Here is a 20,976-nt window from a genome sequence, read left to right on the forward strand (position 1 = left end):
TTATTCCCTTAACAGAGTTGACTATGCAGTACCCGATTAACGAGATGTTCCAGACCCTGCAAGGCGAGGGTTACTTTACCGGCGTTCCCGCTATCTTTATTCGTTTACAGGGATGCCCGGTTGGCTGCGCCTGGTGTGATACCAAACATACGTGGGATAAGCTCGCAGATCGGGAAGTGTCGCTGTTCAGCATTCTGGCGAAAACCAAAGAGAGCGATAAATGGGGCGCGGGCAGCGCGGAAGATCTGCTTGCCATAATTGGTCGTCAGGGCTGGACGGCGCGGCACGTGGTGATCACCGGTGGGGAACCCTGCATTCACGATCTGATGCCCCTCACCGAACTGCTCGAGAAGAACGGCTATAGCTGTCAGATCGAAACCAGCGGTACCCATGAAGTGCGCTGCTCCCATTCAACGTGGGTAACGGTTTCACCGAAAGTGAATATGCGCGGCGGTTATGACGTACTGTCGCAGGCGCTTGAGCGTGCGGATGAGATCAAACATCCGGTGGGGCGCGTGCGTGACATCGAAGCGCTGGACGAACTGCTGGCGACGCTGACGGACGAAAAGCAGCGCGTGATCGCGCTACAGCCTATCAGCCAGAAAGACGATGCAACCCGTCTGTGCATTGAAACCTGTATCGCCCGCAACTGGCGCCTGTCGATGCAGACGCACAAATATCTGAACATTGCCTGATACTTTTGTGGCCCCGCTTAACGCGGGGCTTTTGTTGTTGGCAGTAATGCCCAGGTCACTACGGCTGACCCAAGACAAATCGCACTGTTGAAAAGCAAGGCATACTGCGCGGCACTGGCCGTTCCCATCGGCAGCCATAGGGCGTACAGCGATGCGGTGACCGCGATCCCCATTGCGCCGCCCAGGGAACTGCCCATCTTATAGATCCCTGAAGCCACCCCCACTTTGTTTTCAGGGGCATTCATTACCGCCGTGTCCGTTGAGGGCGTGGCGTAACATCCGAGCCCCAGCCCGAATAAAATATTGCTCAGAAAGACGGTGACAATGTAGACCTCTTTGCTTAAGAAGGTGCATGAAATCAGCGTAATACCTGTTGCGGTCAGCAGCGGGCCGGTCATCATCGGCAGCCTGGCGCCATAGCGCTGAAGCAGTTTTTCACCCACCCGGATCATCGCCAGTACGGTAACCAGATACCCCAGCGTCATCATGCCGGTCTGTAGCGGTGACAGATGATGGCCTTGCTGCAACCAGATGCTGGCGATCATCATGGTGCCAATGCAGCCGTTGAGCAGGAAATTTGAGAATACCGAGGCGCTATAGGCACGGTTTTTAAACAGGGCGAAATCGATCAACGCCGCATCGCCCTTCCGCCGCCCGGTAACGACAAAGCACATCAGTGCAATCACGGCTCCACACAGTACAAGAAGCGATAAACTGCTGCTCCAGCCCCAGCTGTGTCCTTTGCTGATAAACAGATTGAACAGCACCAGCATAAGGACAAAACTCACCAGGCCGCTGATATCCAGCTTGTGTCGACACGCATCAGGGCTGCGGCTTTCCGGCGTGGCGCGGATAAGTAATAGCGCGACCAGAGCCACCACTATCGACAAAATAAAAATCCAGCGCCAGCCCAGCGTGGTGGCGATTGCGCCTCCCACAAACGAGCTCAGGCCACTCCCGCCCCATGAACCAATAACCCAGAAGCTGATTGCGCGCTGGCGTGCTTTCCCTTCATACCAGGTCTTAATCAGCGCCAGCGTGGCGGGCATGATGCAGGCCGCGGATAGCCCCTGTATCGCTCTTCCCACCAGAAACAGGACGGGCTCCCATGAAATGAACAGCAGACCGCTTCCGATCATGCTCAAAATCAGGCCTGTCATGGTCAGGCGCATGCGCCCAAACTTATCGGCAAACCCACCGCAGGCTACGACAAAACAGCCGCTAAACAACGCGCTCAGGCTGACGGCCAGCGTAAGGGTTTCGAGGGCAATGTCGAGGCTATTCTGCATGGCCGGAACCACGTTGATAACCGACTGGGCAAACAGCCAGAAGGTCAGAACGCTCATGACGATACCCGCCAGCAGCCGATCGTTACCGGCGTAGGCGGATGCGTCTGTCAGGGAAACGGTACTCATAATGCAGCCCTCCCGGGAAGGTGCGAATCAGCGCAGATAGTGTTCGGTCAGTGCGGCCCACAGCGCCGCGCCGGTGAGGAGAATAGTGTCGTTAAAGTCGTAGCCCGGGTTATGCACCATGCAGCGGTCAGGCTCATCGCCAGCGCCAAGGGTGAAATAACAGCCATTGGGATTTTTCTCGAGCATGAACGCAAAGTCCTCGCTGCCCATAAACGCATTCACCTCCGCGACGGAATCCTGACCGAACAGATCGGTGGCGACGTTGCGCACCATCTCATTGGCTTGCGGATTGTTTTTCAGTACCGGGCTGCCATTAATGTGTCGAATGGTAGCCGTGGCATTGAAACTTTCCGCCTGCGCAACGGCGATATCATGGATGCGCTGTAGCACGGTTTGCCGCACGCTTTCATCCAGCGTGCGCACGGTAAGTTTCATCAATACTTTGTCGTTGATGATGTTGGGGGCATGTCCAGCCTGAATGCTGCCTACGGTAACGACGGCAGGCTGAAAAGGGGTGATATTGCGCGAAACAATGGACTGCAAAGCGATAGTGATATGACAGGCAACCAGGGTGGCGTCTACGGTATGTTCTGGCACCGCACCGTGACCCCCCACGCCGTTAACCTCAATATGAAGGGTGTCCGAAGAGGCCATCATGGCGCCATCGCGCAGACCAATTTTTCCGACGGGCTGTGACGGCATATTGTGCAGACCAAAAATGTGGTCGCAGGGGAACAGGTCAAACAAACCGTCCTCTACCATAACGCGTCCGCCATACAGAAGTTCTTCCGCGGGCTGAAAAATAAGGTGCAGCGTGCCGTTAAAATTGCGGGTGCGTGCCAGGTACTCCGCTGCATACAGGAGCGTTGTGGTGTGGCCGTCATGACCGCAGCCGTGGAATTTACCCTCAACGGTACTGCTCCAGGCCTTGCCGCTGTTTTCCTGCATAGGCAGCGCATCCATGTCGGCGCGCAGACCCAGGCGTTTAGGCCCGTTACCCACCTTCAGTGTGCCGACCACACCGGTTTTCGCCAGGCCGCGATGAACCTCATATCCCCATTCCTCAAGCAACGCCGCAACGCGATCGCTCGTATTGTGCTCCTCAAAACCAATTTCAGGATGCTGATGAAAATAGCGACGTAATTCAGTGAACTGGGCCTCTTTGCCGCGCAGAGCTTCGATAATTGGATGTGTCATTTTTGTTATCCTTTTTATGCCAAACGGTGATAATTTCGAGTCTATGACGATCGCACTGCCAGAAAATGCATTTTTTTGTTGTAAAGCGACGGTTTTGTTTTGATTGTTTTTCATACAATTCCGTTATGACAAAAAAGAGCCGGTCATTATTTGTCTTTGATGAGGGGAAAGATGAATCAGCGGGGAGATGAATTTTGGGTGGAGATCCAGGACATTCGCCACTGCGTGGAGGATGAAGGCGATACGCTAACGTTGCTCTGGGTGCTGGAAGGGCGGGCTGAGCTGAATACCGATGTGGGACGTGACATCCTGGAGGCCAATACCCTTGCCATCATCAACCGTCATCGGCGCTGGCAGTTCACGAGCGAAACGGCAAATATCACCCTGCGCGTGTCCCTTTCCGGGCGCTGGGTGGTCCAGCTCTGCAATGATTTTTTTGTCCATGATTACGCTATACCGGCAGAAGCCGGAGGCGTCTGGCCCCAATGCGATGCGCTTCGCGATCTGCTGCGCCAGCTTCTTGTGGTCACCCTCATCAACGACCCACACCGCTACCGGCTGGAGGCGTACCGCTGGCTGAGCGAGATATTGCTGTTGCTGACCAGCCGCTTTCAGCAGCCCGCCCGGTTTTTGTCCCGTGAACTTTTCCCAGCGCACAGCAAACGCATTGCCCGGGTGATAGAGCGGATCAATGCCAGTTATTCTCGCCGTATTACGCTTGCGGAAATCGCCGCGAGTGAATATGTCTCTGAAGCCTGGCTCTCTCGTCTCTTTAGAAAGGAAGTGGGGATCAGTTTCATGCAGTACATCACTACCCTGCGGCTGGAAAAGGCGGCTGACGCGCTCCGTCTGACGAACCGACCGCTGCATCAGATTGCGCTTGAGCAGGGTTTCGCCAGCACGCGTATGATGACCGATCGGTTTCGGCGTGTTCACAATATGTCCCCGGGTGAGTTTCGTAAGGCCCGGCGCCAGCACCCGGAGGCCACACGTGTTCGTACGGACAGGTGTGAGCAGCGCTATCCGGTGGCCATGGATAAGCTGTTTAGCCTGCTCAATGAACCGGTGGCGCGCGGCTGGGGAGCCTCCCCGCTTATCGATCGCCCGCAGCAGGAGCAGACACTGTATCTTGAGCAGCTTAATCCTCTCTCCAGCTCGCTGCGTCGTATGCGGGTGGTCATTACCCTGCGTGAGCTCGACGATTTACTGCGTGAGGACGTTCGTCAGAATCTTGAAGCGATAAATGAGGCCATTCCCATAGAGGGAATTGATATCGCCGAACCTTTTCTCAGCAGCCGTCTGTTTGCCACCGGGTGGGATGACCCCCAGATGGCGGGCTACGCCTGCTGGTACAATCTGCATCAGCTCTTCACCTGGCTGGCAAAAAAGCAATGGACGGTGCTGCTGCACACCGGCGTAATGACCCGTCGCGATCTACTTGCCCGTTTTTTACAACGGTCGGTCAATCATTTTTCGCCCGAGATCACCGCGGGCTGGCACTTTGTCATGCACTGGTCAACACAGGCGAGTGAGGAGACCCGGGAGCAGGTCTGGCTGGCACAGCAAAACGTCATACGCAACTATCTGCCACAGGCAAAGTTTGGTTTATGGCATCGATTTTCACCCGACAGCGCGGGCGTGAGCGACAATACCCTGTTCAGCTCAGCCATCCTGATGCAGGCCGATTTTCTTGCCTGTTCAGCCGATGCCAATGAACTTCTCGATCCTGCGCAGCGGGAGCCAGCCCAACTCTCTTCTACAGAAAATTATCCGGTACAGAAGATCCGCCAGATTATCGCCGCCCTTCGTCTGCGCAAATGTTCGCTTCCCGTCTGGCTTCTCTCCTGGAATACCCTCACCGGGAACACGCGGGCGACAAACGGCTGGTTTTTTCGTGGGGCGCTGCTGATGCAGAGCCTGCTCGGGCTATCGGAGCAGGTCTGGCTAGGGGGATTCTGGCTCAATTCGGGCCTTCAGGGTGAAGCTCGTGCGAACAATACCATCGATACGTCAAGCCTTGCGCTACAGTACAACCATGGTCTCCCACGGCCGGTTTATTGGGTACTCTGGCTCTGGCAACGCCTGCGGGGCGAGGTGCTGGTAAACGACGGGCGTGTTCTGCTCACGCGCCATTACAATGGTTACCAGTTGCTGCTGCGTAATGTGGTGGTTTTTAATCCGCTCCTTTCCAGTGAAGAAGCATTCATCCAGCGTTTTCGCCAGCAGTATCATTTACACCTGAAGGGAATGCGCGGTATTTGGCGAATTAAACGCCATCTTTTCGATCAGCATAACGGCGCGCTCTATCCGTTGCTTGAAGGGGTAGGCAGCGAAAGCGGCCCTGACGAAGAGATGTGGCGCTGGATAGCGCACAAAGCGCGTCCAACGCTTTCCCTGTACGATGAACGCATTGATGACGGCTGGCAACTGACAGAATCACTGGAGAGTAATGCGCTGGTGCTCTATGAGTTTACGCCGCTCGTGCCTCTTGAGGCCGAAACGGAGGAGATTCACTCCCCGCGGTAGACGCAGCCTGCCGTGCAGGTCTCTTTGATCATCACCGCGCTCAGCAGCGGCACAAGCGGTTTCATCTGATCCCAAATCCATTTCGCCAGCACTTCGCTGGTCGGGTTTTCAAGGCCCGGAATATCATTCAGATAGTAGTGATCGAGACGATCGTAGGTCGGCTTAAACGCGGCCTTCAGTTCGGCAAAGTCCATGATCCAGCCCGTATGGGGATCGACTTCACCGGTGATTTCAAGACGCACCATAAACGAGTGTCCATGCAGGCGGCCACATTTGTGCCCGGCAGGAACGTGTGGAAGGTGGTGTGCGGCTTCGAAGGTGAAATCTTTAAACAGTGTGGTGGACATCATAGCTCTCAGGAATGCGGAAAAAACCGCCGCATAGTACCGGAAAGCACAATTTTTATCATTAACTAAAACGGCTCTGAACGGTCACCGCCTCGTATTCATAGTGTTTATCGATTTTTGTTGTTTTATTTCATATGGTTATTTAATCGCTTTTATCGTTAAGAACGATAACTAAAACAGGTTAGTCCATTTGGTTATTAATTATTTCCATCCCTTCTTTAATTGTTATTATCCCCGCCGTTAACCTTATCTTCAGTTTGGATTTATTCGCTTAAAGTCCGCTTTGCTACTGGAACATAACGACGCATGACAACACAGGCCCCACCTTCAAATTTGCTTCCCCTTAACCCGGAGCAACTGGCGCGCCTCCAGGCCGCGACTTCCGATTTTTCACCCACCCAGCTTGCCTGGGTCTCCGGCTATTTCTGGGGAATGCTGAACCAGCAGCCGGGTGCTGTGGCAGGCGTACCGCCAACGGCCGTTGAAATTCCTGCCATCACGCTTATCTCCGCTTCGCAAACGGGTAATGCCCGTCGTGTGGCCGAAGCGCTGCGTGATGACCTGCTCGCCGCGAAGCTGAACGTTAACCTGGTCAACGCCGGGGATTATAAATTCAAACAGATCGCGTCAGAAAAACTGCTGGTGGTGGTGGCGTCAACGCAGGGGGAAGGTGAGCCTGCTGAAGAAGCCGTCGCGCTGCATAAGTTCCTGTTCTCGAAAAAAGCGCCAAAGCTCGAGGGCACCGCCTTTGCCGTCTTCGGCCTCGGTGATACGTCCTATGAATTTTTCTGCCAGTCCGGTAAAGATTTCGACAGCAAGCTGGCGGAGCTGGGCGCAGAGCGCCTGCTGGATCGCGTAGACGCTGACGTGGAATACCAGGCTGCCGCCGCCGAATGGCGGGCGCGCATCGTTGAGGTGCTGAAGGCCCGCGTCCCGAAAGAGACGCCAGCGCAGGCCGCCGTTACCGCAGCCGGCACCGTTAACGAAATCCACACCAGCCCTTACACGAAAGAGGCGCCACTGACGGCGAGCCTGTCGGTAAACCAGAAAATCACGGGCCGTGATTCAGAAAAAGACGTGCGCCATATCGAAATCGATCTCGGTGACTCTGGCCTGCGTTACCAGCCTGGCGATGCGCTGGGCGTCTGGTATCAGAACGATCCGGCGCTGGTGAAAGAGCTGGTCGAGCTGCTGTGGCTGAAAGGCGATGAACCGGTTACCGTGGACGGCAAAACGCTCTCGATCTCCGAGGTGCTCCAGTGGCATTTCGAACTGACGGTGAACACCGCCAACATCGTTGAAAACTACGCCACCTTAACCCGCAGCGAATCGCTCCTTCCGCTGGTCGGGGATAAGGCGAAGTTACAGCAATACGCGGCGACAACGCCGATTGTCGATATGGTGCGTTTCTCTCCGGCACAGCTGGATGCTGACGCGCTGGTCGGCCTGCTGCGTCCGCTGACCCCGCGCCTGTACTCCATCGCCTCCTCGCAGGCGGAAGTGGAAAACGAAGTCCACATCACCGTTGGCGTGGTGCGTTACGACATCGAAGGCCGCGCGCGCGCGGGTGGGGCGTCAGGCTTCCTGGCAGACCGCGTGGAAGAAGAGGGTGAAGTTCGCGTCTTTATCGAGCACAACGACAACTTCCGCCTGCCGGCGAACCCCGAAACGCCGGTGATCATGATTGGCCCAGGCACCGGTATTGCGCCATTCCGCGCCTTTATGCAGCAGCGTGCGGCAGACGACGCGCCGGGTAAAAACTGGCTGTTCTTCGGCAACCCGCACTTTACTGAAGATTTCCTCTACCAGGTTGAGTGGCAGCGCTACGTCAAAGAGGGCGTGCTGACCCGCATCGATCTGGCCTGGTCCCGCGATCAGAAAGAAAAAGTATACGTACAAGACAAACTGCGCGAACAGGGCGCAGAGCTGTGGCGCTGGATCAATGACGGCGCCCACATTTATGTCTGCGGCGACGCCAATCGCATGGCGAAAGACGTTGAGCAGGCACTGCTGGAAGTGATTGCCGAATTCGGCGGTATGGATGCCGAAACGGCGGATGAATTTTTAAGTGAGCTGCGCGTAGAGCGCCGTTATCAGCGAGATGTCTACTAATGAGCGAAAAACATCCTGGCCCACTGGTGGTCGAAGGCAAACTGACTGATGCCGAGCGCATGAAGGTAGAGAGCAACTACCTGCGCGGTACCATTGCCGAAGATTTAAATGACGGCCTGACCGGCGGTTTCAAAGGCGACAACTTCCTGCTGATCCGTTTCCACGGTATGTACCAACAGGACGACCGCGATATCCGCGCCGAGCGTGCCGAACAGAAGCTGGAGCCGCGTCACGCGATGCTGCTGCGCTGTCGTCTGCCGGGCGGGGTAATCACTACGAAACAGTGGCAGGCGATCGACAAGTTTGCCGGTGAAAACACAATCTACGGCAGCATTCGTCTGACCAACCGTCAGACCTTCCAGTTCCACGGCATTCTGAAGAAGAACGTCAAGCCGGTGCACCAGATGCTGCACTCCGTGGGTCTGGACGCGCTGGCGACTGCCAACGACATGAACCGTAACGTGCTCTGCACCTCGAACCCGTACGAATCTGAGCTGCACGCCGAAGCGTACGAGTGGGCGAAAAAAATCTCCGAACATCTGCTGCCACGTACCCGCGCCTATGCGGAGATCTGGCTCGATCAGGAGAAAGTCGCCACCACCGATGAAGAGCCGATCCTCGGTCAGACCTACCTGCCGCGTAAGTTTAAAACCACGGTGGTGATCCCGCCGCAGAACGATATCGACCTGCACGCCAACGACATGAACTTCGTGGCGATTGCCGAAAACGGCAAGCTGGTCGGCTTTAACCTGCTGGTGGGCGGCGGTTTGTCCATTGAGCACGGTAACAAGAAAACTTACGCCCGCACCGCGAGCGAGTTCGGCTTCCTGCCGCTGGAGCACACGCTGGCCGTGGCAGAGGCGGTGGTCACGACCCAGCGCGACTGGGGTAACCGTACCGATCGTAAAAACGCGAAAACCAAATACACCCTGGAGCGCGTAGGCGTCGAGACGTTCAAAGAAGAAGTGGAGCGTCGCGCGGGCATCAAGTTTGAGCCGATCCGCCCTTACGAATTCACCGGTCGCGGCGATCGCATCGGCTGGGTGAAAGGCATCGACAATAACTGGCACCTGACGCTGTTTATCGAAAACGGCCGTATTCTTGATTATCCGGGCCGTCCGCTGAAAACCGGCCTGCTGGAAATCGCAAAGATCCACAAAGGCGAGTTCCGTATTACCGCCAACCAGAACCTGATCGTCGCCAGCGTGCCGGAAAGCGATAAGGCGAGAATTGAAGAGCTGGCCCGCGAGCACGGGTTGATGAATGCGGTGAGCGCGCAGCGTGAAAACTCAATGGCCTGCGTGTCGTTCCCGACCTGTCCGCTGGCGATGGCCGAAGCCGAGCGATTCCTGCCGTCCTTCACTGATAAAGTGGAGGCGATTCTGGAAAAACACGGTATTCCGGACGAGCATATTGTTATGCGCGTGACGGGCTGTCCGAACGGCTGCGGCCGCGCGATGCTGGCCGAACTCGGTCTGGTAGGGAAAGCGCCGGGTCGCTATAACCTGCACCTGGGCGGTAACCGTATCGGGACACGTATTCCGCGTATGTTCCGCGAGAACATCACCGAGCCGGAAATTCTCGATTCCCTCGACGTGCTTATCGGACGCTGGGCGAAAGAGCGCGAAGCGGGTGAAGGCTTCGGCGACTTTACGGTACGTGCGGGCATCATTCGCCCGGTGCTCGATCCCGCAAGGGATTTCTGGGAGTAATCCATCCTTTGCCCGGTGGCGCTTCGCTTACCGGGCCTACGGGTTTTGTAGGCCGGGCAAACGCAGTGCCGCCCGGCGAAACAGGCAAACGAGGTTCTTATGTCCGTACTCGATCTAAACGCCCTTAATGACCTGCCAAAAGTTGAACGCATTCTGGCCCTGGCAGAAACTAACGCCCAACTGGAAAAGCTCGACGCCGAAGGGCGCGTGGCGTGGGCGCTGGAAAACCTGCCGGGAGACTATGTGCTTTCGTCGAGCTTTGGCATTCAGGCGGCGGTCAGTCTGCATCTGGTGAATCAGATCCGTCCGGACATTCCGGTGATCCTCACCGATACCGGCTATCTGTTCCCGGAGACCTATCAGTTTATCGACGAGCTGACGGACAAGCTCAAGCTGAACCTGAAGGTTTATCGCGCAACCGAAAGCGCGGCCTGGCAGGAGGCGCGTTACGGCAAGCTGTGGGAGCAGGGCGTTGAGGGCATCGAGAAATACAATGAGATCAACAAGGTCGAGCCGATGAACCGCGCGCTGAAAGATCTTCATGCGCAGACGTGGTTTGCTGGGCTCCGCCGCGAGCAGTCCGGGAGCCGGGCAACGCTGCCGGTGCTGGCGGTGCAGCGTGGCGTGTTCAAAGTGCTGCCGATCATCGACTGGGATAACCGCACGGTGTACCAGTATCTGCAAAAGCACGGGCTGAAGTACCATCCGCTGTGGGATCAGGGCTACCTGTCGGTAGGCGACACCCATACCACGCGTAAATGGGAACCGGGAATGGCGGAAGAAGAGACGCGATTCTTTGGGCTGAAGCGCGAGTGCGGGCTGCACGAAGGGTAATGTTTTTTCGCCCGGTGGCGGCTACGCCTTACCGGGCCTACGTTTCGTGCCGTTGTAGGCCCGGTAAGCGCAGCGCAACCGGGCTTAATTGCATCAGGCTTTCCCCGCTTTCGCCAGCTCCTTCACCAGCGGCAGCATCACTTTCACGACATCCCGGCTGCGGTGCTCAATCCGCTGCGGCAGCGTTTTATCAATGTGCTGCTGGTTATCCAGCCGCACGTCATGCCAGCTGGTCCCGTTTGGGAACGCCTTCGATTTAGCGCGCTGCTGATAGCCATCTTTTTTGCCCAGCGCCCAGTTAGTCGCCTCGACGTACAGCACCGGAATGCCCGCCTTATCAAACACTTCACCGTCATTACAGCAGCCCGTGCCTTTGGGATAATCGGGGTTACCGCCCGGATTTGTCGCGGCATAGACGCCATGCGTGCGGGCAAGCGCCAGCGCGCGGTCGCGGGTGAGTTTACGTACGCTGCTCGGCGTGCTCTGTCCGCTATTAAAATAGAGCTTATCTCCCACGATCAGATTATCGAGGTTAATCACCAGCAACGTATTTTTCTTCTCCTCAGCGGTCATGCGCTTAAGGAGATTCTCAGCGCCGAGTTTTCCTTCTTCTTCACCGCTGGTCGCAACAAAGCGAATGCTGTATTTCGTCGGAATATTCTTCAGGCGTTCGGCCAGCTCAAGCATGACGCCCAGCCCCGCCGCATTGTCATCCAGTCCCTGAAGCGTCAGGCCGCCGAGGTTATTATCGACATCGGCGTCGCTCATCGGCGTGTAGGTATCAAGGTGCGCCATAATAATAATCTGCTCAGCCGCCTTTCCTTCGTGCGCCGCAATGACCGTGCTGCCGGTTACGTTATGCCAGTTCTGCGTTTTATTGCGTGAGGTATAGATGTAGCGGCTGTGGAAAGCGCGAATGTCGCTCTCATAGCCCATATCCGCAAACTGCTGACGAATATAGTCTGCCGAGAGCATTTCGGCTGGGGTTCCGGTCATGCGGCCCGGAAAGACCGTCGCAATATGCCGCGCCTGCATACTGGCTATTTCACCGTAAGATTGATTTTTTGCCTGAGCCGGAAGGATAAAGCAAACGCCGAGCGCCAGGGCAACGAATCGGTGGCGCATTGCGGAAAACATAGTGAGTCCTTAAAAACAGAGCAAAATTTTAACCCGCATAGTATGAAACTGTGATCGGGTAGACACAATTTGAATTGCGCTTAAATGCCCGAAATTTCGCATGTTAAGCACTTTTTGATATTTGCTTTTTCACGGCGTTATTCCATTGAGTAACTACTCATTCCAATTCGTAATTTCATTCGATCTAAGCCGCCCCCTATAGTCCCTTTATTCCTGGTTGTTAGTGAGTTGTTGCCTGTGGACTATCTCCCCCTTTTTGCCGCCTTGAAAGACCGACCGGTACTGGTTGTCGGGACGGGTGAAATTGCCGATCGCAAAATCGCGTTCCTGCAACGCGCCGGGGCGCAGGTGCAGGTCGTTGCAGAGGCGGATTTTGAAGAGTCTCAGATCGACAGCGTGGTGCTGGTGATTGCGGCAACCGAAGATCGGGCGCTCAATCGCCGAATCTCCGACGCAGCTCAGGACCGTCACCGTCTGGTGAACGTGGTAGACGACCAGCCGCTGTGCTCGTTTATCTTCCCGTCGATTGTTGACCGCTCGCCGCTGCTGGTGGCGATCTCCTCCGGCGGCACCGCGCCGGTGCTGGCGCGCGTACTGCGGGAAAAAATCGAAGCGCTGCTGCCGACCAGCCTCGGGCGCATGGCGGAGAAGGCCAGCTACTGGCGCAACCACCTTAAAACGCGTCTGACCAGCGTGACGGAACGCCGTCGCTTCTGGGAGCGTGTGTTTCGCGGCCGCTTTGCCAGCCTGATGCATGCCGGTAACGAGACGGCGGCGCAACAAATTCTCGAAGACGAACTGGATAACCCCGGCAGTACGGGCGGGGAGATCATTCTGGTGGGCGCCGGGCCGGGCGATGCCGGGCTGCTCACGCTGCGTGGCCTCCAGGTTCTTCAGGATGCGGATGTCGTGTTCTACGACCATCTGGTCACCGACGGTATTCGCGAACTGATCCGCCGTGACGCGGAGCAAATCTGCGTTGGTAAACGTGCCGGCGAGCACTCCGTGCCGCAGCACGACACCAATCAAATGCTGATTGCCGCCGCGAAAGCGGGCAAGACCGTGGTGCGCCTGAAAGGGGGCGACCCGTTTATTTTCGGCCGTGGTGGCGAGGAGTTGCAGGCGGCAGCCGAAGCGGGCGTCCCGTTCCAGGTGGTCCCCGGTATTACGGCGGCGTCTGCCGTCACGGCCTACGCCGGTATTCCGCTGACCCATCGTGATTACGCCCAGAGCGTGACCTTTGTGACCGGGCATTATAAAGCCGACAGCACGCCGTTTGACTGGTCGCATCTCGCCCAGAGCCGACAAACGCTGGCGATTTATATGGGCACGATGAAAGCGGCAGACATCAGCGAACAGCTTATTCAGCACGGTCGCGATGCGACGACGCCGGTAGCAGTGATTTCCCGCGGGACACGCGTCGATCAGCATGTCGCCATCGGCACTTTACAAGACCTTGCAACCCTGGCGAAAGACGCCCCGATGCCCGCCCTGATCGTGGTGGGAGAAGTGGTGCAGTTGCACAGCTCGCTCGCCTGGTTCCAACACACAACCGACACAGAAGGCTTCGGCGCTTCTGTTGTAAATTTGGCTTAAGGAACGGTTATGGACCAAAAACGACTTACTCACCTGCGGCAGCTCGAAGCGGAAAGTATCCACATTATCCGCGAAGTGGCCGCCGAGTTCTCTAACCCGGTGATGATGTACTCCATCGGTAAAGATTCCAGCGTCATGCTGCACCTGGCGCGTAAAGCGTTTTATCCGGGGACGCTGCCGTTCCCGCTGCTGCATGTGGATACCGGCTGGAAATTCCGCGAGATGTACGAGTTTCGTGACCGTACCGCCAAAGCCTACGGCTGCGAGCTGCTGGTGCACAAAAACCCGGAAGGGGTGGCGATGGGCATCAACCCGTTCGTGCACGGCAGCGCCAAGCATACCGATATCATGAAAACCGAAGGGCTGAAGCAGGCGCTGAATAAATACGGTTTTGATGCGGCCTTCGGCGGCGCACGGCGTGACGAAGAGAAATCCCGCGCCAAAGAGCGAATCTACTCTTTCCGCGACCGCTTCCACCGCTGGGACCCGAAAAACCAGCGTCCGGAGCTGTGGCACAACTACAACGGCCAGATAAACAAGGGCGAAAGCATTCGCGTCTTCCCGCTCTCCAACTGGACCGAGCTGGATATCTGGCAGTACATCTATCTGGAAAATATTGAGATCGTTCCGCTGTATCTGGCAGCAGAGCGCCCGGTCCTGGAGCGCGACGGCATGCTGATGATGATCGACGACGATCGCATTGATTTACAGCCGGGTGAAGTGATCAAAAAACAGATGGTCCGTTTCCGTACTCTCGGCTGCTGGCCGTTGACCGGCGCGGTGGAATCCAGTGCGCAGACGCTGCCGGAGATCATCGAGGAGATGCTGGTGTCGACCACCAGTGAGCGACAGGGCCGCGTGATTGACCGCGACCAGGCAGGCTCCATGGAGCTGAAGAAACGTCAGGGTTATTTCTAAGGAGCCGCCATGAATACGACTATTGCCCAACAAATTGCCGATGAAGGCGGCGTAGAAGCTTATCTGCACGCCCAACAGTACAAAAGTCTGTTGCGTTTCCTGACCTGCGGCAGCGTTGATGACGGGAAAAGTACCCTGATTGGTCGTCTGCTGCACGACACGCGACAAATTTACGAAGATCAGCTCTCTTCCCTGCACAATGACAGTAAACGCCACGGCACCCAGGGCGAAAAACTCGACCTGGCGCTGCTGGTGGACGGCTTGCAGGCGGAGCGCGAGCAGGGCATTACCATTGATGTCGCCTATCGCTACTTCTCTACCGAAAAGCGCAAATTTATTATCGCCGACACCCCGGGGCATGAGCAGTACACCCGTAACATGGCGACCGGCGCGTCCACCTGTGACCTGGCGATCCTGCTGATGGACGCCCGTAAAGGCGTGCTGGATCAGACGCGTCGTCACAGCTTTATCTCTACGCTGCTGGGGATCAAACACCTGGTGGTGGCGGTGAACAAAATGGATCTGGTGGACTACAGCGAAGCGCGATTCGACGAGATCCGCCAGAGCTACCTGACCTTTGCTGAACAGCTGCCGGGCAACCTCGATATTCGCTTTGTGCCGCTGTCGGCGCTGGAAGGGGATAACGTCGCCTCTCAGAGCGCGAACATGCCGTGGTACAGCGGCCCGACGCTGCTGGAGGTGCTGGAAACCGTTGAAATTCAGCGCGTGGTTGAGACCCAGCCGATGCGCTTTCCGGTGCAGTACGTAAACCGTCCGAACCTCGATTTCCGCGGCTTCTCCGGCACCCTTGCGTCCGGCTCGGTCAACGTGGGCCAGCGTGTGAAGGTGCTGCCGTCCGGCGTGGAATCGACCATTGCCCGTATCGTCACCTTTGATGGCGATCTGGACGAAGCAGGGGCAGGTGAAGCGGTAACCCTGGTGCTAAAAGACGAGATTGACATCAGCCGCGGCGATCTGCTGGTCGACGCGCAGGAAACGCTGGCGGCGGTGCAGGGCGCATCCGTGGACGTGGTGTGGATGGCGGAACAGCCCCTGACCGCAGGCCAGAGCTATGACATTAAAATTGCCGGCAAGAAAACCCGCGCTCGCGTGGACGGCATTCAGTTCCAGGTGGACATCAACAACCTGACCCACCGTGACGTGAGCGAGCTGCCGCTGAATGGCATCGGTCTGGTGGATCTGACCTTCGACGAGCCGCTGGTGCTGGATCCGTATCAGCAGAATCCGGTGACGGGCGGGCTGATCTTTATCGACCGCCTGACCAACGTCACCGTCGGCGCCGGGATGGTCCGTGAACCAAACACGCAGGCTACCGTGGCCTCTGAGTTCAGCGCGTTTGAACTTGAGCTGAATGCGCTGGTGCGTAAACACTTCCCGCACTGGGGCGCACGCGATTTGCTGGGAGGCAAGTAATGGCTGCCCATGATGAGAACGTCGTCTGGCATCCTCATCCGGTCACCGTCGCCCAGCGCGAACAGCTCCACGGTCACCGTGGGGTTGTGCTGTGGTTTACCGGGCTGTCTGGCTCCGGTAAATCCACGGTGGCAGGCGCGCTGGAAGAGGCGCTGCATCAGCAGGGAGTGAGCACCTACCTGCTGGACGGCGACAACGTGCGTCACGGACTGTGCAGCGATTTAGGGTTCAGCGATGAAGACCGTAAAGAGAACATTCGCCGGGTGGGAGAAGTCGCCAGCCTGATGGCGGATGCCGGGCTGGTGGTGCTGACGGCGTTTATCTCACCGCACCGCGCCGAACGTCAGATGGTGCGTGAGCGCGTGGGCCGGAATCGCTTCATTGAAGTATTTGTGGATACGCCGCTGGCAATCTGCGAAGCGCGCGATCCGAAAGGGCTGTATAAAAAAGCCCGCGCGGGAGAGCTGCGAAACTTCACCGGTATTGACTCGGTTTACGAAGCGCCTGAATCCCCTGAGATTCATCTGGAAGGTCAACAATTGGTAACAAATTTAGTAAGCCAATTATTAGACCTGCTCAGACGGGACGATATTATCAGATCCTGAGACGGTATCGTTCGGGAGCTGTCTTCCCGAGCGATGAGTCACGGTCACAGGATTAGCTATGCGCAACAGTGAAAACTACATGATTACCACCGGGTCGGAACCGTTAACGACCGACGACGAGACGACCTGGTCCTTCCCTGGGGCGATTGTCGGCTTTGTGTCGTGGCTACTGGCGCTGGGTATCCCGTTTTTGATCTACGGTGGAAACACCCTCTTTTTCTTCCTCTATACCTGGCCTTTCTTCCTCGCGCTGATGCCCGTTGCGGTTGTGGTGGGCGTGGCGCTGCACTCCCTTTTCAACGGCAAGCTCCTGTATAGTACGCTCATCACTATCGCCACCGTTGTGGTCATCTTTGGCCTGCTGTTTTTATGGCTGATGGGCTAACTTACGGCATAATTAAAACCCCGCAGTAGAGTCCAGCGGAAAGTTATGGGATGATGATGCCGTTTTTTCAGGGGGCAGGATGGGTAAACTAACGCTGCTGTTGCTGGCTTTGCTGGTCTGGCTGCAATATTCGCTGTGGTTCGGCAAAAACGGACTGCACGACTACAGCCGGGTGAGCGATGACGTCGCGGCACAGCAGGCGACAAACGCCAAACTTAAAGCGCGTAACGATCAACTTTTTGCTGAAATTGATGACCTCAATGGCGGCCAGGAGGCGATTGAGGAGCGCGCACGCAATGAACTTAGTATGACTAAGCCGGGCGAAACGTTTTATCGCCTGGTTCCGGATGCGTCTAAACGCAATCAGGGCTCCGCACAAAACAATCGATAATCAGGCCCAGGATTACGACATGGCAGCAACTTTTTCGGACGTCTGTGCCGTGGTGCCGGCCGCAGGTTTTGGCCGGCGTATGCAGACAGAATGTCCTAAGCAGTATCTCTCAATTGGCGATAAAACGATCCTCGAGCACGCCGTGGCGGCGCTGCTGGCGCATGCCCGGGTGAAACGCGTTGTTATTGCCATCAGCCCCGGCGATGCACGTTTTGCGCAGCTCCCGCTGGCGAATCATCCTCAGATTACCGTCGTTGACGGCGGCGCAGAGCGGGCTGACTCCGTTCTGGCGGGCATTCAGGCTGCCGGGAACGCGCAGTGGGTGCTGGTGCACGATGCCGCGCGTCCCTGTCTGCATCACGACGATCTGTCGCGTCTGCTGGCCCTGAGTGAAACCAGTAAAGTGGGCGGCATTCTGGCCGCCCCGGTGCGTGACACCATGAAGCGTGCCGAACCGGGTAAACCAGCGATTGCCCACACCGTCGAGCGCGTCGATCTATGGCACGCGCTGACGCCACAATTTTTTCCCCGCGAATTACTCCACGACTGCTTAACGCGAGCGCTTAAAGAAGGTGCGACCATTACGGACGAAGCCTCGGCGCTGGAGTATTGCGGTTTCCACCCCACGCTTGTTGAAGGACGCGCTGATAATATAAAAGTGACGCGCCCGGAAGACTTACAGCTCGCGGAATTTTATCTTACCCGTACGACCCCTCAGGAGAAGGCATAATGCGTATTGGACACGGTTTTGATGTACACGCCTTTGGCGGCGTTGGCCCAATTATCATTGGCGGCGTGCGCATTCCTTACGAAAAAGGTCTGCTGGCGCATTCTGATGGCGACGTGGCGCTGCATGCGCTGACCGACGCGCTGCTGGGTGCCGCCGCGCTGGGCGACATTGGCAAACTGTTCCCGGACACCGATCCTGCTTTTAAAGGCGCAGACAGCCGCGAACTGCTGCGCGAAGCCTGGCGTCGTATTCAGGCCAAAGGCTACACCCTCGGCAACGTTGATGTGACGATCATTGCTCAGGCACCAAAGATGCTGCCGCACATCCCTCAGATGCGCGTGTTTATCGCTGAAGATCTGGGTTGCCATATGGACGACGTCAACGTCAAAGCGACCACCACGGAGAAGCTGGGCTTTACCGGTCGTGGCGAAGGCATTGCCTGTGAAGCCGTGGCGCTGCTGGTGAAGGCGGCCAAATGACGGATTTCGACAATCTGACGTATCTGCACGGTAAACCGCAGGGCAAGGGTCTGCTGAAAGCCAACCCTGAAGATTTCGTGGTAGTGGAAGATCTGGGTTTTGAGCCGGACGGCGAAGGCGAGCACATCCTGGTGCGCATTCTGAAAAACGGCTGCAACACCCGCTTCGTGGCGGACGCGCTGGCAAAATTCCTCAATATTCACGCCCGCGAAGTGAGCTTTGCCGGTCAAAAAGATAAACATGCCGTGACCGAACAGTGGCTTTGCGCCCGCGTGCCCGGCAATGCCATGCCCGATTTAAGCAAATTTGAGCTTGAGGGCTGTAAGGTACTGGAGTACGCCCGCCATAAACGCAAATTGCGTCTGGGCGCACTGAAAGGTAATGCCTTTACCCTGGTGTTGCGCGAAGTGACCGAACGCGAGGACGTTGAAAAACGCCTGAAGGCCATTAACGAACGCGGCGTACCAAACTATTTCGGCGCTCAGCGCTTTGGTATCGGTGGTAGCAACCTGCTGGGCGCGCTGCGCTGGGCGCAAAGCGGTGCACCGGTGCGCGATCGTAATAAACGCAGTTTTTGGTTGTCGGCGGCCCGCAGTGCGTTGTTTAATCAGATTGTGAGCGAACGGCTGAAAAAACCGGACGCGAATCAAGTTGTTGTCGGCGATGCGCTACAATTAGCGGGACGCGGAAGCTGGTTTGTGGCAACGGCCGAAGAGATGGCCGATGTCCAGTCGCGCGTGGACGCTAAAACGCTGATGATTACCGCCGCCTTGCCGGGTTCAGGCGACTGGGGAACCCAGGGCGAGGCGCTGGCCGCTGAGCAGTCAGCGGTGGCGGATGCGCCAGAATTACAATCGTTGCTGGTGCGGGAAAAGGTCGAGGCGGCACGTCGTGCGATGCTCCTCTACCCGCAACAGCTGAGCTGGAACTGGTGGGATGACGTAACCGTCGAGTTACGCTTCTGGCTGCCGGCAGGTAGCTTTGCCACCAGTGTTGTCAGGGAACTTATCAACACGTCGGGTGATTATGCGAATATTGCTGAGTAACGATGACGGGATCCATGCGCCAGGTATTCAGACGCTGGCGAAACACCTCCGCGAATTTGCGGATGTGCAGGTCGTGGCTCCCGATCGTAACCGCAGTGGCGCGTCTAACTCATTGACGCTGGAGTCTTCACTTCGCACCTTTACCTTTGAGAATGGCGATATTGCCGTCCAGATGGGGACGCCGACCGACTGCGTGTTTCTGGGCGTGAACGCGCTGATGCGCCCGCGGCCGGACGTTGTGGTCTCCGGCATCAATGCCGGGCCAAATCTTGGCGATGATGTGATTTACTCCGGCACCGTGGCCGCGGCGATGGAAGGGCGTCACCTGGGGTTTCCGGCGCTGGCGGTCTCGTTAAACGGTCACACCCACTATGACACAGCCGCCGCGGTGACCTGCTCCATTCTCCGTGCGCTTGGCCGCGAGCCGCTGCGTACCGGACGTATCCTCAATATTAACGTGCCGGACCTCCCGCTGGACGAGATCAAAGGGATCCGCGTGACGCGCTGTGGCAGTCGCCATCCTGCCGATCAGGTTATTCCCCAGCAGGATCCGCGCGGCAATACCCTGTACTGGATCGGCCCTCCGGGAGATAAATGCGATGCCGGGCCAGACACCGACTTCGCTGCGGTGGATGAAGGGTACGTTTCCGTTACGCCGTTGCACGTAGATTTAACCGCTTATAGCGCGCATGATGTGGTGTCGGACTGGTTAGATCGGGTCGGAGTGAACGCGCAATGGTAAGTAAACGTGTACAAACTCTTCTGGAACAATTACGCGCACAGGGGATCGCCAACGAGCAGGTGCTGAACGCGCTTGCCCAGGTTCCCCGTGAGAAGTTTGTAGATGAGGCGTTTGAACACAAAGCGTGGGAAAACGTGGCGCTGCCCATTGGGCAAGGCCAGACGATTTCGCAGCCCTACATGGTGGCGCGTATGACGGAGCTTCTGGAGCTAACGCCAGAGTCCCGGGTGCTGGAAATTGGCACCGGTTCAGGGTATCAAACCGCGATCCTGGCTCACCTTGTGCACCATGTCTGTTCGGTGGAACGGATTAAAGGGTTGCAGTGGCAGGCGCGCCGTCGCCTGAAACAGCTTGATTTACATAATGTATCGACACGCCACGGCGATGGATGGCAGGGTTGGCAGGCTCGCGCCCCGTTTGACGCCATCATTGTCACGGCAGCGCCACCTGAAATCCCCACTGCGCTTCTTTCGCAGCTGGACGAGGGTGGCATTCTTGTATTGCCCGTCGGCGATGAGCAGCAGCTTTTGAAGCGCGTTCGTCGACGCGGCGGCGAGTTTATTATCGATACCGTGGAAGCCGTGCGCTTTGTGCCCCTGGTTAAGGGCGAACTGGCCTGAGACTCGGATTTTTCCAGGGTTATTAAGGCAAATTCAGCGTATGGTGTGGCGCGAT

The 20,976-nt window shown here is 57.0% G+C and carries 20 protein-coding genes; 16 read left to right on the forward strand and 4 right to left on the reverse strand.

What is annotated here, in order from left to right; genetic code table 11:
* Positions 1-23: 23 nt before the first annotated feature.
* Positions 24-695 (forward strand): 7-carboxy-7-deazaguanine synthase QueE, encoded by a 672-nt coding sequence (gene queE, locus SK51_RS09050; RefSeq protein WP_006811780.1) that lies wholly within the window; start codon positions 24-26, stop codon positions 693-695.
* 17 nt (positions 696-712) lie between these two features.
* On the opposite strand, the gene SK51_RS09055 is transcribed toward queE, so the two are convergent.
* Together SK51_RS09055 and SK51_RS09060 are read right to left on the reverse strand one after the other, a co-directional pair.
* Positions 713-2,110 carry an MFS transporter gene (locus SK51_RS09055; RefSeq protein ID WP_023306837.1) on the reverse strand — a complete coding sequence of 466 codons (1,398 nt, stop codon included), beginning with the start codon at positions 2,108-2,110 and terminating at the stop codon, positions 713-715.
* Between the two features lie 27 nt (positions 2,111-2,137).
* Positions 2,138-3,307: a M20 aminoacylase family protein gene (locus tag SK51_RS09060; RefSeq protein ID WP_023306836.1), complete on the reverse strand. Its 1,170-nt coding sequence runs from the start codon at positions 3,305-3,307 to the stop codon at positions 2,138-2,140.
* Between the two features lie 171 nt (positions 3,308-3,478).
* Between SK51_RS09060 and SK51_RS09065 the strand changes: the two genes are divergently transcribed.
* Entirely contained in the window at positions 3,479-5,833 is a 2,355-nt protein-coding gene (locus SK51_RS09065) for a helix-turn-helix domain-containing protein (RefSeq protein WP_048206654.1), read from the forward strand.
* Here the strand turns inward: SK51_RS09065 and queD are convergent.
* The gene (gene queD / locus SK51_RS09070; RefSeq protein ID WP_006811776.1) at positions 5,818-6,183 is read right to left on the reverse strand and encodes a 6-carboxytetrahydropterin synthase QueD; all 366 of its coding nucleotides are present in this window, start codon (positions 6,181-6,183) and stop codon (positions 5,818-5,820) included. The genes SK51_RS09065 and queD overlap by 16 nt on opposite strands.
* 303 nt (positions 6,184-6,486) lie before the next feature.
* On the opposite strand from queD, the gene cysJ reads away from it, so the two are divergent.
* The 3 genes from cysJ (at position 6,487) to cysH (ending at position 10,838) form a co-directional block, all read left to right on the forward strand.
* A complete protein-coding gene (cysJ, locus tag SK51_RS09075; protein WP_023306834.1) occupies positions 6,487-8,292 on the forward strand; it encodes an NADPH-dependent assimilatory sulfite reductase flavoprotein subunit in 1,806 nt (601 codons plus the stop codon).
* Entirely contained in the window at positions 8,292-10,004 is a 1,713-nt protein-coding gene (gene cysI / locus SK51_RS09080) for an assimilatory sulfite reductase (NADPH) hemoprotein subunit (RefSeq protein WP_023306833.1), read from the forward strand. The genes cysJ and cysI overlap by 1 nt, the downstream gene beginning before the upstream one ends.
* Before the next feature lie 99 nt (positions 10,005-10,103).
* A complete protein-coding gene (cysH, locus tag SK51_RS09085; RefSeq protein WP_023298485.1) occupies positions 10,104-10,838 on the forward strand; it encodes a phosphoadenosine phosphosulfate reductase in 735 nt (244 codons plus the stop codon).
* A 93-nt stretch (positions 10,839-10,931) separates the two neighbouring features.
* On the opposite strand, the gene SK51_RS09090 is transcribed toward cysH, so the two are convergent.
* Positions 10,932-11,975 carry an aminopeptidase gene (locus tag SK51_RS09090; protein ID WP_023298484.1) on the reverse strand — a complete coding sequence of 348 codons (1,044 nt, stop codon included), beginning with the start codon at positions 11,973-11,975 and terminating at the stop codon, positions 10,932-10,934.
* Between the two features lie 237 nt (positions 11,976-12,212).
* On the opposite strand from SK51_RS09090, the gene cysG reads away from it, so the two are divergent.
* The 11 genes from cysG (at position 12,213) to SK51_RS09145 (ending at position 20,921) form a co-directional block, all read left to right on the forward strand.
* Entirely contained in the window at positions 12,213-13,571 is a 1,359-nt protein-coding gene (gene cysG / locus SK51_RS09095) for a siroheme synthase CysG (protein ID WP_023306832.1), read from the forward strand.
* 9 nt (positions 13,572-13,580) lie between these two features.
* A complete protein-coding gene (gene cysD / locus SK51_RS09100) occupies positions 13,581-14,489 on the forward strand; it encodes a sulfate adenylyltransferase subunit CysD (RefSeq protein ID WP_006811770.1) in 909 nt (302 codons plus the stop codon).
* A gap of 9 nt (positions 14,490-14,498) precedes the next feature.
* The gene (cysN, locus tag SK51_RS09105; RefSeq protein ID WP_023306831.1) at positions 14,499-15,923 is read left to right on the forward strand and encodes a sulfate adenylyltransferase subunit CysN; all 1,425 of its coding nucleotides are present in this window, start codon (positions 14,499-14,501) and stop codon (positions 15,921-15,923) included.
* Complete coding sequence (gene cysC / locus SK51_RS09110; RefSeq protein ID WP_022649188.1) at positions 15,923-16,528, forward strand: adenylyl-sulfate kinase; 606 nt, start codon at positions 15,923-15,925, stop codon at positions 16,526-16,528. Before cysN ends, cysC begins: the two co-directional genes overlap by 1 nt.
* Before the next feature lie 58 nt (positions 16,529-16,586).
* Positions 16,587-16,913, forward strand: a complete 327-nt coding sequence (locus tag SK51_RS09115) for a DUF3561 family protein (protein WP_006811767.1) — start codon at positions 16,587-16,589, stop codon at positions 16,911-16,913.
* 79 nt (positions 16,914-16,992) lie between these two features.
* Positions 16,993-17,304, forward strand: a complete 312-nt coding sequence (ftsB, locus tag SK51_RS09120) for a cell division protein FtsB (protein WP_003862095.1) — start codon at positions 16,993-16,995, stop codon at positions 17,302-17,304.
* 19 nt (positions 17,305-17,323) lie between these two features.
* Positions 17,324-18,034: a 2-C-methyl-D-erythritol 4-phosphate cytidylyltransferase gene (gene ispD, locus SK51_RS09125; protein WP_000741569.1), complete on the forward strand. Its 711-nt coding sequence runs from the start codon at positions 17,324-17,326 to the stop codon at positions 18,032-18,034.
* A complete protein-coding gene (gene ispF, locus SK51_RS09130; RefSeq protein ID WP_003862097.1) occupies positions 18,034-18,513 on the forward strand; it encodes a 2-C-methyl-D-erythritol 2,4-cyclodiphosphate synthase in 480 nt (159 codons plus the stop codon). Before ispD ends, ispF begins: the two co-directional genes overlap by 1 nt.
* Entirely contained in the window at positions 18,510-19,559 is a 1,050-nt protein-coding gene (gene truD, locus SK51_RS09135) for a tRNA pseudouridine(13) synthase TruD (protein WP_023298481.1), read from the forward strand. Before ispF ends, truD begins: the two co-directional genes overlap by 4 nt.
* Positions 19,540-20,301, forward strand: a complete 762-nt coding sequence (gene surE / locus SK51_RS09140; RefSeq protein WP_017382816.1) for a 5'/3'-nucleotidase SurE — start codon at positions 19,540-19,542, stop codon at positions 20,299-20,301. Before truD ends, surE begins: the two co-directional genes overlap by 20 nt.
* A complete protein-coding gene (locus tag SK51_RS09145) occupies positions 20,295-20,921 on the forward strand; it encodes a protein-L-isoaspartate(D-aspartate) O-methyltransferase (RefSeq protein ID WP_022649184.1) in 627 nt (208 codons plus the stop codon). The genes surE and SK51_RS09145 overlap by 7 nt, the downstream gene beginning before the upstream one ends.
* The last annotated feature ends 55 nt before the right edge of the window (positions 20,922-20,976 follow it).

The sequence above is a fragment of the Enterobacter sp. MGH85 genome, from assembly GCF_001037655.1.
In the GTDB taxonomy this organism is placed as follows: Bacteria; Pseudomonadota; Gammaproteobacteria; order Enterobacterales; family Enterobacteriaceae; genus Enterobacter; species Enterobacter intestinihominis.